We start from the raw sequence: 16,129 nt of genomic DNA on the forward strand, positions 1-16,129 counted from the left end.
TTAAGTCTGCTTTCTGTACTTATGTAAACATAATAATTAAGTGGTATTGGATAACTTATAACATGGGTTAGTTCAACTCTTTAAAAGATATATTAAAATCTATTATATCAGTTTTCTTAAAAAGTACAATATACCAATACAAAAAATTAATATATTGTACTTTTTAAAATAACAAAGATTTTACTTGACATTTTATTGAACTTTTAATTCACTTTCCTGTATAAATATTCTTTCCTTAATGGGATTATTTATAAAGGCAATATAATTTAAGGTTTTCTTTATTTCTCCACATTCAATAAAACTTTGTATACTATGATTAAATTTAAACACACTTATTTTATTTATATTATCTATAGAATTTTTATTCATAATGTATTCTTTTATATTTCTCTCCTCAGCTTTACTCATTTCTATTCTTAGAAAGTCAGGTATCCACTTTGTGTTATTATATGAGAAATACTCATATCTTATTATGTCTAATAATAATTCTTTCTCACCAGCTTTGATAAAGTCATTAAATTCAACAAAGAGAGAGTAATAATCTACAGATGCTATGCTGCGTCTAAAGTATCCCTTGCCATCATAAAATTTAGATAGTTCATAGTAGAATTCGAATATATCTTTGAATTTATTACTTTTTTTAAAGAAATTTAATATAGTATAAAACTTACCACTATTTAAATACTTATCGACCATATGCTCAATTTTCTTTAGTATAATTAATTCATCATAACTTATATTTTTTGTTTTTAGAATTTCATAAGGTGGATAAGGTGAATAAACCATTCCCCATTTTTCACTTTCTTCCCTCATTTGAGAACCTTTTAAAAGCTTTAAAAATCCTAATTGTAACTCCTCTGGACTAATCTCATATACTTCATTAAAGGATTTTCTGAAGGAGTTAAAGTCTTCACCAGGTAACCCTGCAATTAAATCTAGATGTTGCTTAATATTCTTTAGTTTATTTAGCTCTAATACTTTTTCTTTAATAGTTGAAAATTCTATAGTTCTATTAATATTTCTTAATATCTCGTTATTGGTGGTTTGAACACCTACTTCAAATTGAAACATGCCACTAGGTGCTTTACTAAGTATATTTATTGATTCACTACTAAATAGATCAGCAGATACTTCAAAGTGAAAACAGGTATTCTCTCCATTTTCAATTAGATAACTCCAAATAGCATTTGCAAAAGTTTTATTACAATTAAAGGTTCTATCAACAAATTTAACTAATTTAACTTTTTTATCTATAAAATATTGTAGTTCTTTTAACACTCTATCTATGTTTAAGAATCTTACTCCATGGGTAGTTGAAGATAAACAGTACTTACAATTAAAAGGACATCCTCTAGAAGCTTCATAATATACAATTTTATTTTTTAAGTCGTCTTCAGCTTCATAAGGAAATACTATATTGTTCATATCCATTAATGGTCTATTACCTCCATATATGATGCCTTCCTTACTTTTGTAGTATAATCCCTTAATATTTTCACAATTATTATTATCTCCATTAACTTCAATATTTATTTTAAAATTAATTAATTCTCTATAGGTATCTTCACCTTCTCCTTCAATTAAATATTCACCTATATTTTCTGTTAAAAACTCAATAGGATTATAAGAAGTTTCTGGGCCTCCATATATAATTTCAATATTACTGTCTATAAGCTTTATTAAAGTTGATACCTTTTTAACAAACTCAATATTCCAAATATAACAGGAAAATCCTATTATATTTGGTTTTTCATATAGTATTTCTTCAACTATTCTTTCTTCTCTATCATTTATAGAAAACTCCATAGTGTGACAATTATAATCTAAATCCTTTGTATATGCTTTTAAATATCTTACTGCTAAATTGCTGTGTATATACTTTGAATTTACTGCAACTAAAACTACTTTCATTTTTTATTAACATCCTTTCTTTCTGCCCACAATCCTAAAGGTACCATTGGAAGATACTGCTTCTACAATATCAAAATAATTCTTTAGTCCCTCCATAATTTTTGATGAAGTATTATCAGTAAATAGGTTAAGTAAGTTTATTTGAAAATTCCTCATACTTTTATCAGGCAATGATACCCTTATATTTTTTTGTAATGTCTTTAATAGCTCCTTTTCCACATCCCAAATATAAACATATCCATTATTTTTCATTAATCTATATATATTATCAAAAAGCTTTATCTTTTGTCTATGGGTTTTAATTTTATTTAAGGTAAAAAATACTATACAGCTATCATAATACCCTTCATTATCACAGGATTTAGAAGGTTCATTCTCCAAATAATTAACATCTATAAAATTATCATAATATTTATTAGCCTTATATATTATACCCTGGTTTCCATAAGTAATATCCAATACGTTACCTCTAAAAACCTCTTTTTCTAAACTTACAAATAAGCTCTCCATTTCACACCTCCATATTTATATATTATTGATAATATTCTTTTTAATTTTGTAAATTCCTTTATTTTTACTATTGCATAAGAAAAAATAAGATTATGTTGAAAATTACAGTTATAGTACCTAAAAAAAAGAACTACCAATATATTTTCGTGGTAGTTCTTACATTATATATAGCTCTAATCTTCACTTTTAGATTCTATAATCTTTAAGGTATTATAAAAATCAATGAGTAATCCTGCTGTTGTTGTGCAAGCTCTAAGTAATATCACATCTGCAATTTCATTAAACCGATTTTCTTTAATTCTTATACTTTCAAAGGACTTAGCGGTTTTAACAGCAAACTTTGTGTTTTCAATAACATATTTTTCAGGACTTCCATAAGTGATTATAGGATCTTTTAAAGGAATTTTATATCCATTAATAACTTTATCTATTATGAAACTTTCCAGAGGTTTATGTTTTTTCAAGTTTTTCATAGCATGAGCTGGCACTGTGGAGTCTTGTACTAAATGACAAGCAGCACCTAATAAAAATAGAGCTTTATTCATATCAGAATTTGCACCGTAAAATACAGATGCCTTATAATACTTTACACATTCTACTTTAGCATTTGAAAATCCATATAGACCGATTCCCTTCTCATGATGATAGAAATGATTAGTACTTTTCAAATCTGCATCAGCCCATTTTACACCTTTATTCAAATCTAACAAATGTTTAACAAAGAAATGATACTCTTCAGTATAACCCTCCTGCTTTAATAAACGAAGAGCTTCTTTATTTATAAATTTATGGACTATACATTCTGTCTTTTTTATTCTCTTTTTTATAGGGTTTGCAACTTTTATAAATGCTGTCATAGTTCTATTATAAGTTCTTTCCAATCTCTTCATGTAATACACCTACGATTCTTTAAGGATAATAAAATAATCATTGAGATATATATTATTATACTCCAATTTAACCATATTATTTTATTATCTATTAAATTTAATGTAGTATTTATATGGAAATTATATATATAGGAGCCTATTTTCTAATAGCTAAGGTAAATATAAATCCATGGTTACCATCTAATATATATAGCTCATCCTTAAAAATCTTCATATTAGATACAGTGCAATTATCCTTTAAAGTTATTAATTTATTTGGAACACCATTTACAGAGCTACACATTATATTATTTTTATTACAATCATAAAAATATAGTTGCAAGGTATTTTGTCCATTAATTTTCCCTGTATCATATATTGCTATCCATTTTAAGCTATTTAAATCATTATGTTGATAAGCAGGTGCTGGTGGTGACATAGGATGTTTTTTTAACAATGGAGGGTTTTTTACATTAGATTCTCCTTGAAATCTTGGTGAATCTAGAGGATCCCCTCCAGAAAAATCTGGGAACCCATACCAATAACCTTTTTTTAGCTCATAGATATAATCACTGTCATTTTCTACTGGTCTTAATCCTCTGTTTTCATAGCCTCCTACGGTAGCAAAGATTCTACCATCAAGAGTTATATCTAGTCCCTCAATATTTCTTATTCCCCATGCATAGGTTTCAATAGCTTTGGTGTTAATATTATAAATTAGCAGAGATGAATTACCTATGGACTCACCCTTTATAATCTCGTTGTCTTCATTAGAAGTTCCCTGTGGTACAAAGGCTCCTTTTTCATTTTTATTTAACACTATATTAAAAGGTGATATATCATAACCAGTTGAATTTTTATCTATCCATTGGTTATCACTTCCAACTACAGCTGAATTAGTTGCAGCTCCAATTGAAATAAATAAATAGTCCTTATATCCTCTTATTAAAACCTTACTATAATCTCCTTTATTAGGTAGGTTTGATAAGCATTGTTCTAACTTCCCATTGTTTATATCCAAGCTGAGTATTTCATTATTAGTAAGGAAGTATAGTTTATCTCCATTACATTCAAGGGTGGTAATGTTATAGTTTTTGTCTTCAATTAAAGTATAGGGCTTTCCAGTTGATGGAATAGCAATTATTTTATTTTCAAAAGCAACATATAATCCTCTATCATTACTAGTAAAATCTATGGCATTCTTTAATCCTTTATATCTAATTTTCATCTCAACTTCTGAGTCTTTAACCCCTATGTTATATATATTATTTTTATCTTTTACTATTAATAAAGAACTAATAGCTAATATTATAAGCAGAATCCATCCAATTATTTTTTTCATAGTTCCTCCATTTAAATATTATTTACACTAATATATATTTAAATATTCTTAATTAAATTACATTAAATGAAATATAAGATAAAAATATATGGTTAGAGAATAATCTTTAATCTACCTTCATAAGTATTATTATATTAAGGCATCTTCAAAAAATAAATAAGTCAGAATGCTCGTTTATCCGATGACTACCAGCTCTAATATTCCCATCTTCTTCAAAGTGGGAGTAAAGAGCTGCTATGTCCCTGGATAACGATTTCTAAGCTTCGAAGAAGCTAAGAAATCTGTTAATTTTGTGTTATACTGTGTCAACAGAACCCTTAGATAGTGCTACTATCTGCGGAACCTGTTTCCTTGTCTAACTCAAAATATACTTCTCATCTTTGACTTGTTATTTATTTTCAGATGCCTAATTGGAGGTAATAAAGATGAGTAAAGATACTTTTTATAGAGATACCTTTGTGTTAACTCTTTCTAATTTAGCCATGGGTGTATTGAGATTTATGTTTTCTATTATACTATCAAGACAGTTAGGTCCAGAGGGAGTTGGACTTTATGGTTTGATAATGCCTATATATGATTTATTTTGTTGTTTAGTATGTGGAGGAATAATTGCTGCAATTTCAAGAGAAACTTCTGCTTATCTGGGTACTAGTAGATTTGAAGATTTACATAAAACTGTTAATGCTTCCCTAGTTTTTATAGTACTTTGGTCAATTTTTATAGCAGGTATTATGTTTATACTTAGTCCGATAATCTGTAATTATATTATTAAAGACCCTAGAGCGATACGTTCCTTATGGATAGCTTCTCCTGCTATTGTTTTTATTGCTATATCCTGCGTATATAAAGGTTATTTCTATGGAGTAAGTCAGGTAATAACCCCGTCAGTTATAGATATATTAGAAAAAGCTGTTAGAATGGTGATATTAGTAGGAGTAATCTACTATTTATCTCTTAAAACCATAGAAAATACAGTAGCGGCAACCTATCTTTCATTTACTATTGGTGAAATAATAAGTTTCGTATTTCTATATATTTTCTATAAAAGAAGTATTAAAAAGATTCCCTATACCAATAGTGTAAGAACAGATAACAGCTTTCAATTGTTATTTAACATACTAATTATTGCTGTCCCTTTAGCTATAAATGGTTTTTTAACTACAGCGCTTCAAAGTGTATCTACACTTTTAGTACCCATAAGGTTAGTGGCTGCTGGTTTTGATCACATAGGTGCTCTTGAGATAATAGGTAAATTTAATGGTATGGCTCTTGCTATCGTATACTTCCCATTAGTTATAGTTGTATCTTTGTCTACAGTAATAATTCCAGATATATCTAAAAAAATAAGTCAAAAGGATTTTTCTAATATAAATTCTAGAGTAAATGAAGTAATTAAAATTTGTTTTATGTTAGGGGTTTCTACAGTAATTATTTGCTATGTATGTCCTAATTTATTAGGTGAAGTATTTTTTGATAGAAGTGACTTAGGTAGCTTTATAAAGATAGCTTCCCTTGCGGCTCCATTTATGTATTGTCACTACTGTACCTATAGTATTTTAAATGGTATAGGGAAACAAAAAGTTATCCTTTTAAGCTCCATTGCTACAGCTTTGATTGAATTAGTTCTAATATTTATACTTATAGGTATTCCTAGCATAAATATCTATGGATATGGAATTTCCTTAATTGTAACCTCTATTATAGGCCTTTTAATAAATCTGTATTATATTGGACAAGTGATAGAGCTATCTTTTCCTATTTGGGAAATATTAATCCTAGTGTTACTAACAGTTTTAGTATACTTAGTAACAACCATCATAAGTTCTATAATTCCTAATACCTTTATCATTCCTAAAATTATAACTATCATTGTAGTTGCTTTTTCATTATTCTTTGTATCAAGTTTTTTAATACGAAAAAGCTCATAAAATAGAACCTAGGACTTAGTTTTTTAGATACTAAGTTCTAGGTTCTATTTTAAAATAAATTAATAATATTTATTTTAACTTTTTATATATTCTTCTAGGTATAAGTTTTGTAATTTTATTTGGCAGTGAATTTAAATCGGACTTTTTAACACCACCTATAGTTACTAGCACTAATCCGTAGGCTCCAGCAGATAATGCTATACTTATTAATGATGCAAATAAGTTTAATATGTAACCACCGAAAATTAATCCTAGAATTCCATTAAATATCTTATATGAGAAAAATGTTACTATCCCCATAGCTAATCCAGCTATTAAAGGTTTTATATAACAAGGAATCAAGTGTATCCTTCCATCAATAGAGTCATTTATTTGCCACTGGAATAATATAAGCATTACTAAATAACAGGCTGCATTACCCCAAATAGCTCCAAGGATTCCAAAGGAAGGCATTGCTATTAATATATAATTCACAACAACTTTAGCTAAAATTCCAACTACAGAAAATATAGTTACTACGTTTACCTTACCCATTCCCTGTAAAATAGAAGTTTGAACTAATGTGATAGCATATAAGATTAAAACCCAAGCTCCCCATATTAATAAGGGTGATACCTCTTTATCATAGCCTAGGATTCTTAAAATAGGCATAGATAGAACTCCTAATCCCACAGCACAAGGTATAGCTATCATAAAAGTAACCCTATAGGAAGATTTAATATTAAATCTAAGACCTTTTTTATTATCTAGGGCATGGATTCTAGATATGGCAGGAACAAGAGCAATAGCTAAAGCTCCAATAATTGCCATAGGAATTGACATAAGAGTGTTGTAAAGACCTAAATATCCCCATTGAATATCAACAGTTTTCTGACTTAATCCTGTAGATAAAAGTCTAGACTTTACAATTTTTAAGTCTACTATAGTTCCTGAGTTTTGCAGTGCAGAAGCTATAGTAATTGGAAATGCATATTTTAATATGGATTTAATAATAGTTTTATTGCTTAATCTACTTACCCCCGGTTTGTTCTTTTTGGGGGCGTGATTAGATCCATACATTTTATATGCTAATATAAAGTATAAAGATGCTCCAATAGCTCCTACCACTGTACCTATAGTTCCTCCAGCAGCTCCATAGGATACACCTTTTCCCATGAGTAAGTAAGCAAATAATAAACTAAATATTATATTTAGAATTTGTTCGCCTACTTGGGATACAGCAGTGGTAGTCATATTTCCAATACCCTGAAAATAACCTTTGTATGCACCCATTATTGATGTAAATAATAATGCCGGTGCAAGCCATCTAGTAGCTAATATTGATTCAGGACTATTAAAAGCCATACTTAAGGGTTTTGCCCATATAAACATAAATACCGATAGGATAAGCCCCAAGAGTAAAAGCAAAGTCCTAGATGCTCTAAAGGTTTTTATTGCATCTTTGTAGTTTCCCTTTGCTTCAAGTTCCGATACTAACTTTGCAATGGCTACAGGTATACCCGCATTAGCTATAATGTATATATAAGAAAAAATTGTATATGTAGAATAGTATACTGACCAACCCGTTGATCCTAAAATCTGCCTAAGTAAAGGTGTATAAACTACAGATAACACCTTTACTGACATCATAGATATGGTGAGTACCATAAAGCCTTTAGCTACAGAGTGCTGAGCCCCCTCAGTTCTGTCATTCATATTACCCCTCCATTAAAACTTAAACACATCATTCTTTATCTTCTTTAATACTGGTGGTAAAGATTCTGCTATAGTTTTATTTTTCATATATTCAAGCTCCTCTGAGTTTGATTTAAATATTACTTTATACGCATATAAGAATTGATAATCTAAACCATACCTATTTACAAAGAAGCTGTTAAGCTTTTTATCTCCATATTTAGAATCTCCAACTATAGGATTTCCTAGTTCTGATAAGTGAGCTCTTAATTGATGACTTCTTCCAGTAAGTAAGTTAATTTCTATTAGGGAAAAAGTACCACAACTTTGAATAGTTTTAACTTCCATAGCAATTTCTTTACTGTTTGGAACTTCAGTCCTATATACCTTAGAAATATTTGCATCTTCATTTTTTAAGATATATCCTGTATAGGTTCCGTCCTTTATTCTTCCTTGTACTAGAGCCATATAGTATTTTTCAATACTTCTTTCTCTTATAGCTTCATTAAGAGCCTTTAGATATTTGAAGTTTTTTCCGAATATAACTACCCCAGAGGTATTTCTATCCAACCTATTGCATGGAGCAGGAGTAAAAGTTACTTCTTTTTCGGGTTCATAATCACCCTTGTCATAGAGATAAGATAAGGCATAGTCTGTTAAAGTTGGTTCTCCATTTTTTGTATCACTATGAACTAATAAATTAGGCCACTTTTCTACCATAAGTATATTTTCATCTTCATAGGTAATTTTAAGATTATTTTCTATTCTTTCAAATTTCTTTTTTTCACCACTAGTTTTTATATATCTTATTTCTATGGTGTCTCCCTCTTCTAAAACATATTGTTCTTTTATTTTTTTACCATTTACTCTAATATCACCTTTTCTAAATGCCTTATATATAGCACTTAAAGGTACATCCTTCAGTAACTTTCTAAGGAATTTATCGCATCTTTGACCGGCTTCATTTGAACCTATTTGTATATTATTCATATTGTCCTCCAATATTTCTTTCTTATAGTTTGTTAAGATAGTTTACAGCCATATTACAATGAACTGCTACTCCTATTTGTAGACATTCCTCATCTATATTAAATTTACTACTATGCAGAGGATATATTATTCCTTTTTCAAGGTTTCCACATCCTAATTGATAAAACATAGCTGGAACCTTAAGGGAAAAGTATGCAAAACTTTCTACACCCATAGTAGGTTCTCTTAATATTTTTACCTTATCTTTTCCTAATAGAGCTACACTATTATCGTAAAATATATTATACATAGCGTCGTCATTATATAAACATGGATAACTTTCATCAATAGCAATTTCACAGGCGCCTCTTAAACTTTCTACCTGCATGGTTACCAATTCTTTTAATCTTTTTTTCATGTATTCCCTATCCTCTAGGTTCATAGTTCTAATTATACCAGTTATAGTGACCTTATCTGGTATAATATTGGCTGCTGTACCTCCATTTATAGTTCCTATAGTTATTACACCTGGTGATACTGGACTAGTCTCTCTACTTACCAATAATTGTAAAGAATTTATAACCTGAGCTGCAATTACTATAGGGTCTATACCTTTATGAGGACTTGCACCATGAGAACTTTTACCACAAATAGTAATGGTAAAAGGATTTGAAGCAGCATAAGCTACTCCTTGCTTAAGTCCAATAGTTCCCACCTCAAGACTTTCATCTACGTGACATCCAATTATTGCATCCACATGAGGAGCTTCTAATGCTCCTTCTTCTATCATAATCTTAGCTCCACCAGTAGTTTCTTCTGCAGGTTCAAAAATAAACTTTACGTTTCCTTTTAACTCTTTTCTACGGTTATTTAAAAGTTTAGCTGCTCCAAGTACCATTGTCATATGAGCATCATGGCCACAGGCATGCATTTTTCCATGAATTTTAGAAGCATAGCAGTGACTATTTTTTTCATGGAGAGGTAGTGCATCCATATCACATCTTATAGCTATAGTTTTTCCATTACTATTACCTGCTTCCCCATATATAGTAGCTACAACACCTGTACCTGCGCAAGAATAAAATTCTATATTCTCATTCCTCAAGAAATTTTTTATTCTATCAGAAGTTTTATATAAATCAAAATCTAACTCTGGATTTTCATGGAATTCTCTTCTTATATAAATTAATTCTTCACTTATTTGTTTAGCTTCATGGATAAAGTTCATCTGAAACCTCCTTACTGATAATTATATATTATATACAAATATACAAAAAAATAATAGACTTGAAGTCTATTTAAGAGAAGTCTTAACTATATTGTACTTCAAACCATTATATAACAGAAAAGCTTTCCTTTCAATATTGTAGTAAAATATGTTTCAGCTAAGTAAAATCTTATGGGTCATTCTCAACAATATATGTCAATTAATTTGTAATCCTTCTTATAGTCTATAACTATGAATATATGTAACATTATATATATATGCCTATGAATAATTATCACTAGGAAACTAGTTAAATATATACCTATATTAATATTAAACTATAGAACTATTTAACTAGTTAACTAGTTGTACTCATAGTCAGGCTTTGGGGTTTATTAAGTTTTTAAAAAGGTTTAATTTAAGTCATTAAATATCATTTTCTTTAAATTAAATCTATAAACACTCTTACCCATAATATCATCTATTTTAATAGCTCCAATACTTCTGCTATCTAAACTATTTTCTCTATTGTCTCCCATGACAAATATAGAATCACTAGGTATTTTAATAGTCATATCAGGATATGTTTTTATACTATCATCTAAATAAGGTTCTTCAAATAGGTCACCATTTATATATACATCACTATTCTTAATCTCAATTGTTTCATTAGGCAATCCGATTACTCTCTTAATAATATTTCTGTTCTCCAATTTTACAACTACAATATCACCTCTGTCATAATTATCAGTAAATTGTTTGTATTTTTCTAATATAACCTTATCATGGTATTCATTTAATGTTGGGTACATTGATATTCCTTCTACTGTTATTACATCAATGACAAAGACTCTTATCATAATTACTAAAACAAATACAAGAAATATCTTTAGGTAATCCTTATAATCTTTTTTCATATTCATATAATACATCACTCCTTATATGGTATAATCTGTTATATCTAAAGCTATTATTTAGCTATAAGCTAAAATTCTTAACAACAGTAAAATTATTTTAAAGTAAATTTATATATATTTAGTCATTGCTTTTATCTCTCTTAAATTTTCTTATAATCACTGTACCTAATTGAAACATAATAACAAATGTTGCAATTGTAACTATATAAGACATGAGGGTATAATTGATACTAGATTTACATATTGATTCTATAAAACTAATTATTTTATTGGATAGAAAATAAGAAAAAAAAGCTATAATACAGGTCTGAATAAAGTTTAAGGGCTCATATTTGTTTTGCATGAAATACCTCCTGATATATTTAATATATTTTATCATGCAAAATATATTAAAATTCCTAAAAGTTCATATTACATACATGAAATTACAAAAAAATATATTATTACTATAATTTATTTTTTTCACTGAAACTATGTCTATATACACTAGAAAAGGATGAACTATTCCTTAAAAACCTCTATAAGCCCATTGGTTACAAGGACATCAAAGTCAAATTTTCTCTCCAAATCAGAGAATTTAATAGAGATATTACTTTCTTCTAAGGCTGTTATTGTTCCTGTTCCATAGAATTTATGGGTTACAGTTGTTCCAACCTTAAATTTAACTCTTTCTAGTATCTCTTCTTCTAACTGGCACTCACATAGAAATTGAGATTTATTTTTCTTTTCACCTCTTATAAATTGGGGGAAAAGAAATATTAAGTTGTTAATAGCTCTAGTAACGCCCACATAGAATAGTCGTCTCTCTTCCTCTATATCATTATTCTTATAGGGAATAGCTCCATCTACTGTGTTAATCATAAATACCGTATCAAATTCCATTCCTTTAACACCGTGAATAGTACTAAGAATTACGCCTTCATTTTTATCCTTATTTCTAGAGCTAGCTTTCTTTGTCTCCTCTTCTACAGTATTTACATGTTCTAAGAAGTCTTTAATAGTTTTAAACCCCTTCACGCTTTCTTTAAACTCATTTAACACATTTTCTAGATCTTCTATGGAAAATTTATATTTCTGTGCATATTCCACTAGATGTTTATGATACATCAAGTCTCCTATAATAAATTCTACGGCAGAAGGTAGTGAAATTCTATTTAAGCTAGAAATATCCCTTTCAAGTTTATCTAATATTTTTAATTGAAACACTGGAGTACTATCTAAGTTTTTTAATTTAGTAAAGATACTGCCTAAGCTATTGCTCTTTTTAACTTCTTCTATACTATTTTTACTTATATACCTATAGGGTTTATTTATTATTCTAGTAAAGCTATCCATGCTTAGAGGATATATGCTTAACTTTAGATAAGCTAATATGTCTTGGCATATGAAGTGAGAGAAAAAATTATATTGTCTATCTAGCAAGGTAAAGGGAATTTTCTTTCTAATAAAACTATCAATTATACTTCTACTTTCTATATTAGTTCTATAAAGCACTGCAAAGTTATTAAAGTTATTATCTTCACTTTCCTTTACCTTGAGAATATAATCACTTATATATGTACCTTGAGCTGTTTCATCACGAACCCCTTGAGCTTTTATTATTCCATCATCAGTTTTGTTGGCTCTGATATCCTTTGAGGTTCTAATCTTATTATTTTTTATAGACTTCATTGATAATCTTACTATATTCTGCTTTGACCTATAATTTGTAGATAGATATAAGGTTTTACCTTGTTTAAATATATCTTTAAAGTTTACTATATAGGTTGGATTAGCTCCTCTAAAACTATATATGCATTGGTCCTCATCCCCTACTACAAATAAGTTATTTCCCTTATTTAAAAGCTTTAATATGTCCACTTGTACATCATCACTATCTTGAAATTCATCAACTAATATATGTTTAAATTGATTTTGATATGAATTTAATATGGCACTATTCTTAATAAATAAATCTCTACACATTAACTGTAGATCTTCAAAGTCAAGGAGGGATTTTTCCTTTTTATAGGATTCATAGAAATTTACACAGTTTTTTAAAAGTTCTTTATCGATTTGATTATTTCCATCTCTATTATATTCTCCCTTGCATTTATAGATAGATATGGCATTTACATATTCCTTAACTCTATCTTCACTAACATCCTCCACATAGGCAGTTAAAAAGTTTTTTACTACTTTATAACTTTCAAAGGGCTCTATTATATTAATTTCTCCATAATAGGATTTTAGTATTTTATAGCAAAGTCCATGAAAGGTTCCAAAGAAAGGACTTACCTTATTTTTATCTATGGCTAGGAACCTATTTCTCATATTAGTTGCTGCTGCCTTGGTGAAGGTTATTATAACTATATTTTTAGGTGATATGTTTTTATGATTTATAAGCTCATAAACTCTATTTACAATAACTACAGTTTTCCCACTTCCGGGACCTGCACTGACTATTATATTTTCATTTGTACAGTTAATGGCTGTTAACTGTTCTTCACTTAAAGTGTTATTTTTGTTTCTTATCATAATATAAATCTTTCCTTTTACATACTTTCAATTTAATAATATTACCATATTATTTGTCCATATACTATAGAAATGAAAGTTTTCTTATGGTACGATATATAGGATGTAAATGTTAACCTATGGAGATTTTATAAAATTTTATCCGATGACTACCAGCTCTAATACTCTCATCTTCTTTAAAGTGGGAGTAAAGAGCTGATACGTCCCTGGATAACGATTTCTAAGCTTCAGTGGGAGTAAAAAACTCCCCCTGAAGCAAATAACTCTGTTTATGGTTTATATAAGTGAGGAGAACTAAAAATGGATACAATTACTAGACTTGACCTAAGAAGCCAAAGAAATCTTACCATGTTAGTAGATTTTTATGAGCTTACAATGGCTAATGGTTATTTAAATACGGAAGCAGATGATACCATAGCTTATTTTGACATGTTTTTTAGGAAAATTCCTGATGGTGGTGGCTACTGCATAATGGCAGGAGTTCAACAATTGATTGAATATTTAACTAATCTTAAGTTTACTGATGAAGATATAGAATATCTAAGAAGTAAAGCTATATTTAGTAAAGAATTTTTAAATTATTTAGCTAACTTTAAGTTTAGTTGTGATGTATGGGCTATTCCAGAAGGTACCCCAGTATTCCCTAATGAACCACTTGTAACTGTAAGGGGTCCAGTGATGGAAGCTCAGTTTATAGAAACTATGATACTACTAACAATAAATCATCAAACTCTAATTGCTACTAAAGCTGCAAGAATTTGTGAAGCTGCTAGTGGTAGACCTGTAATGGAGTTTGGTTCTAGACGAGCTCAAGGCTATGATGGTGCCTTGTATGGAGCTAGAGCTGCAATTATTGGTGGATGTAATGCTACTGCTTGTACTATGGCAGATGAATTATTCAATGTGCCTGTAACTGGAACTATGGCACACTCTTGGATTCAGCTTTTTGATAGTGAATATGAAGCTTTTGCTGCATGGGCTAAAACTTATCCAGATAATACTGTACTTTTAGTAGATACATATAATGTTCTAAAATCAGGTATTCCAAATGCTATAAAGGTTTTTGATGAAATCTTAAAACCTATGGGTAAAAGACCTAAGGCTGTAAGAATTGATAGTGGCGATATTGCATATCTTTCTATAGAAACTAGAAAAATGCTAGATGAAGCTGGCTATGAGGATGTAAAAATCACAATTTCAAATTCCTTAGATGAATTTATAATTAAAGCTGTTCTTGAAAATGGTGCTAAAATAGATAGTTTTGGTGTTGGTGAAAGATTGATCACTGCAAGAAGTGAGCCTGTATTTGGTGGCGTTTATAAGCTTGTTGCTATAGAAAAAAATGGAACCATTATCCCTAAAATTAAGATAAGTGAAAATGTAGAAAAAATCACAAATCCAGGGTTTAAATCTCTTTATAGAGTTTATGATAAGAAAACAAATAAAGCTATTGCAGATTTAATTGCTTTAAATGATGAGAATTTTGATAATAACAAGCCTTTGCAGTTGTTTGACCCTAACTACACTTGGAAGAAAAAAAGAATTAAAAATTATAATATAAAAAATCTCATGGTACAAATATTTGATAAGGGTAAATGTACTTACGAAAGTCCTTCTGTAATGGAGATAAGAGAATTTTGTGGTAAGGAAAAAGCTAGTCTATGGTCAGAGATAAGAAGATTACAAAATCCTCATCAATACTATATAGACTTATCTAAAAACTTATGGAATTTAAAAGAATCATTATTACACGAATACTCTTCAATATATGAAGAATAATATTAATATACTATCTATGAAGGGTATGATATCTATTGAATAAGAAACTTAAAATAAAAATTTCTAATGATGCCTTTGATTTTATTATTAAACTACTGGAATTTCATGATGAATATGATTGTATAGCATTAAAAGAACCTGAAAATGGTGGATGTTGTAAAAATTCTAAGGTTGATATAATTTTAGATAATACCATTAACTACAATGTTATTGAAGATATACAGGGGTTAAATATTGCTTATAGTGAAGATTTATCTAGTAACTTTAATGAAATAATTATTGTACTGAAGAAAGATTCTCTCTACCTAAAGGCAACACCTTCGTTTACTAATAAATCTAAGGGATGCGGTGGATGTGGATCAAAGTCAAAGGATTGCACATCATGTTCAGGATGTAGCATGAAATCAAAATAGTTAATAAAAAATCTCCTAGCCTAGGCTAGGAGATTTATATGTTTACTGAAATATACTAAATAACACACTTGGATTAGTTTAATTTGGTTGGAG

Annotated in this window: 12 protein-coding genes; 3 read left to right on the forward strand and 9 right to left on the reverse strand. The window is 28.9% G+C overall.

The window, feature by feature from the left end; all coding sequences use genetic code 11:
- Nucleotides 1-192: 192 nt before the first annotated feature.
- The 4 genes from IO99_RS06005 to IO99_RS06020 form a co-directional block, all read right to left on the reverse strand.
- Entirely contained in the window at nt 193-1,911 is a 1,719-nt protein-coding gene (locus IO99_RS06005) for a B12-binding domain-containing radical SAM protein (protein ID WP_035131373.1), read from the reverse strand.
- Between the two features lie 6 nt (nt 1,912-1,917).
- The gene (locus IO99_RS06010; RefSeq protein WP_035131375.1) at nt 1,918-2,421 is read right to left on the reverse strand and encodes a hypothetical protein; all 504 of its coding nucleotides are present in this window, start codon (nt 2,419-2,421) and stop codon (nt 1,918-1,920) included.
- A gap of 173 nt (nt 2,422-2,594) precedes the next feature.
- A complete protein-coding gene (locus tag IO99_RS06015; protein WP_035131377.1) occupies nt 2,595-3,311 on the reverse strand; it encodes a zinc dependent phospholipase C family protein in 717 nt (238 codons plus the stop codon).
- A gap of 136 nt (nt 3,312-3,447) precedes the next feature.
- The gene (locus IO99_RS06020) at nt 3,448-4,632 is read right to left on the reverse strand and encodes a PQQ-dependent sugar dehydrogenase family protein (RefSeq protein ID WP_035131379.1); all 1,185 of its coding nucleotides are present in this window, start codon (nt 4,630-4,632) and stop codon (nt 3,448-3,450) included.
- A 425-nt stretch (nt 4,633-5,057) separates the two neighbouring features.
- On the opposite strand from IO99_RS06020, the gene spoVB reads away from it, so the two are divergent.
- The gene (spoVB, locus tag IO99_RS06025) at nt 5,058-6,560 is read left to right on the forward strand and encodes a stage V sporulation protein B (protein ID WP_035131380.1); all 1,503 of its coding nucleotides are present in this window, start codon (nt 5,058-5,060) and stop codon (nt 6,558-6,560) included.
- A gap of 69 nt (nt 6,561-6,629) precedes the next feature.
- Here the strand turns inward: spoVB and IO99_RS06030 are convergent, their stop codons facing one another.
- The 5 genes from IO99_RS06030 to IO99_RS06055 all read right to left on the reverse strand — a co-directional run bounded on the left by IO99_RS06030 (nt 6,630) and on the right by IO99_RS06055 (nt 13,844).
- A complete protein-coding gene (locus IO99_RS06030) occupies nt 6,630-8,255 on the reverse strand; it encodes a putative polysaccharide biosynthesis protein (protein ID WP_035131381.1) in 1,626 nt (541 codons plus the stop codon).
- Between the two features lie 12 nt (nt 8,256-8,267).
- Nucleotides 8,268-9,224 (reverse strand): RluA family pseudouridine synthase, encoded by a 957-nt coding sequence (locus tag IO99_RS06035; protein ID WP_035131382.1) that lies wholly within the window; start codon nt 9,222-9,224, stop codon nt 8,268-8,270.
- A gap of 22 nt (nt 9,225-9,246) precedes the next feature.
- Nucleotides 9,247-10,431, reverse strand: coding sequence for a M20 metallopeptidase family protein (locus IO99_RS06040; RefSeq protein WP_035131383.1), 1,185 nt, complete (start codon nt 10,429-10,431; stop codon nt 9,247-9,249).
- Nucleotides 10,432-10,823: 392 nt separating this feature from the next.
- Nucleotides 10,824-11,333: a signal peptidase I gene (gene lepB, locus IO99_RS06045; RefSeq protein ID WP_051823956.1), complete on the reverse strand. Its 510-nt coding sequence runs from the start codon at nt 11,331-11,333 to the stop codon at nt 10,824-10,826.
- 495 nt (nt 11,334-11,828) lie between these two features.
- The gene (locus tag IO99_RS06055) at nt 11,829-13,844 is read right to left on the reverse strand and encodes an ATP-dependent helicase (RefSeq protein ID WP_035131391.1); all 2,016 of its coding nucleotides are present in this window, start codon (nt 13,842-13,844) and stop codon (nt 11,829-11,831) included.
- Nucleotides 13,845-14,144: 300 nt separating this feature from the next.
- On the opposite strand from IO99_RS06055, the gene IO99_RS06060 reads away from it, so the two are divergent.
- Nucleotides 14,145-15,623 carry a nicotinate phosphoribosyltransferase gene (locus tag IO99_RS06060; protein WP_035131393.1) on the forward strand — a complete coding sequence of 493 codons (1,479 nt, stop codon included), beginning with the start codon at nt 14,145-14,147 and terminating at the stop codon, nt 15,621-15,623.
- 35 nt (nt 15,624-15,658) lie between these two features.
- Nucleotides 15,659-16,036 carry a hypothetical protein gene (locus tag IO99_RS06065; protein WP_035131395.1) on the forward strand — a complete coding sequence of 126 codons (378 nt, stop codon included), beginning with the start codon at nt 15,659-15,661 and terminating at the stop codon, nt 16,034-16,036.
- The last annotated feature ends 93 nt before the right edge of the window (nt 16,037-16,129 follow it).

It is taken from the genome of Clostridium sulfidigenes (assembly GCF_000732635.1).
Classification (GTDB): Bacteria; Bacillota; Clostridia; order Clostridiales; family Clostridiaceae; genus Clostridium_J; species Clostridium_J sulfidigenes.

Bases quoted from the DNA above. Each gene is read 5' to 3' on its own strand.
- IO99_RS06005 (WP_035131373.1), bottom strand. From the start codon at position 1,911: ATGAAAGTAGTTTTAGTTGCAGTAAATTCAAAGTATATACACAGCAAT.
- IO99_RS06010 (WP_035131375.1), bottom strand. From the start codon at position 2,421: ATGGAGAGCTTATTTGTAAGTTTAGAAAAAGAGGTTTTTAGAGGTAAC.
- IO99_RS06015 (WP_035131377.1), bottom strand. From the start codon at position 3,311: ATGAAGAGATTGGAAAGAACTTATAATAGAACTATGACAGCATTTATA.
- IO99_RS06020 (WP_035131379.1), bottom strand. From the start codon at position 4,632: ATGAAAAAAATAATTGGATGGATTCTGCTTATAATATTAGCTATTAGT.
- spoVB (WP_035131380.1), top strand. From the start codon at position 5,058: ATGAGTAAAGATACTTTTTATAGAGATACCTTTGTGTTAACTCTTTCT.
- IO99_RS06030 (WP_035131381.1), bottom strand. From the start codon at position 8,255: ATGAATGACAGAACTGAGGGGGCTCAGCACTCTGTAGCTAAAGGCTTT.
- IO99_RS06035 (WP_035131382.1), bottom strand. From the start codon at position 9,224: ATGAATAATATACAAATAGGTTCAAATGAAGCCGGTCAAAGATGCGAT.
- IO99_RS06040 (WP_035131383.1), bottom strand. From the start codon at position 10,431: ATGAACTTTATCCATGAAGCTAAACAAATAAGTGAAGAATTAATTTAT.
- lepB (WP_051823956.1), bottom strand. From the start codon at position 11,333: ATGAATATGAAAAAAGATTATAAGGATTACCTAAAGATATTTCTTGTA.
- IO99_RS06055 (WP_035131391.1), bottom strand. From the start codon at position 13,844: ATGATAAGAAACAAAAATAACACTTTAAGTGAAGAACAGTTAACAGCC.
- IO99_RS06060 (WP_035131393.1), top strand. From the start codon at position 14,145: ATGGATACAATTACTAGACTTGACCTAAGAAGCCAAAGAAATCTTACC.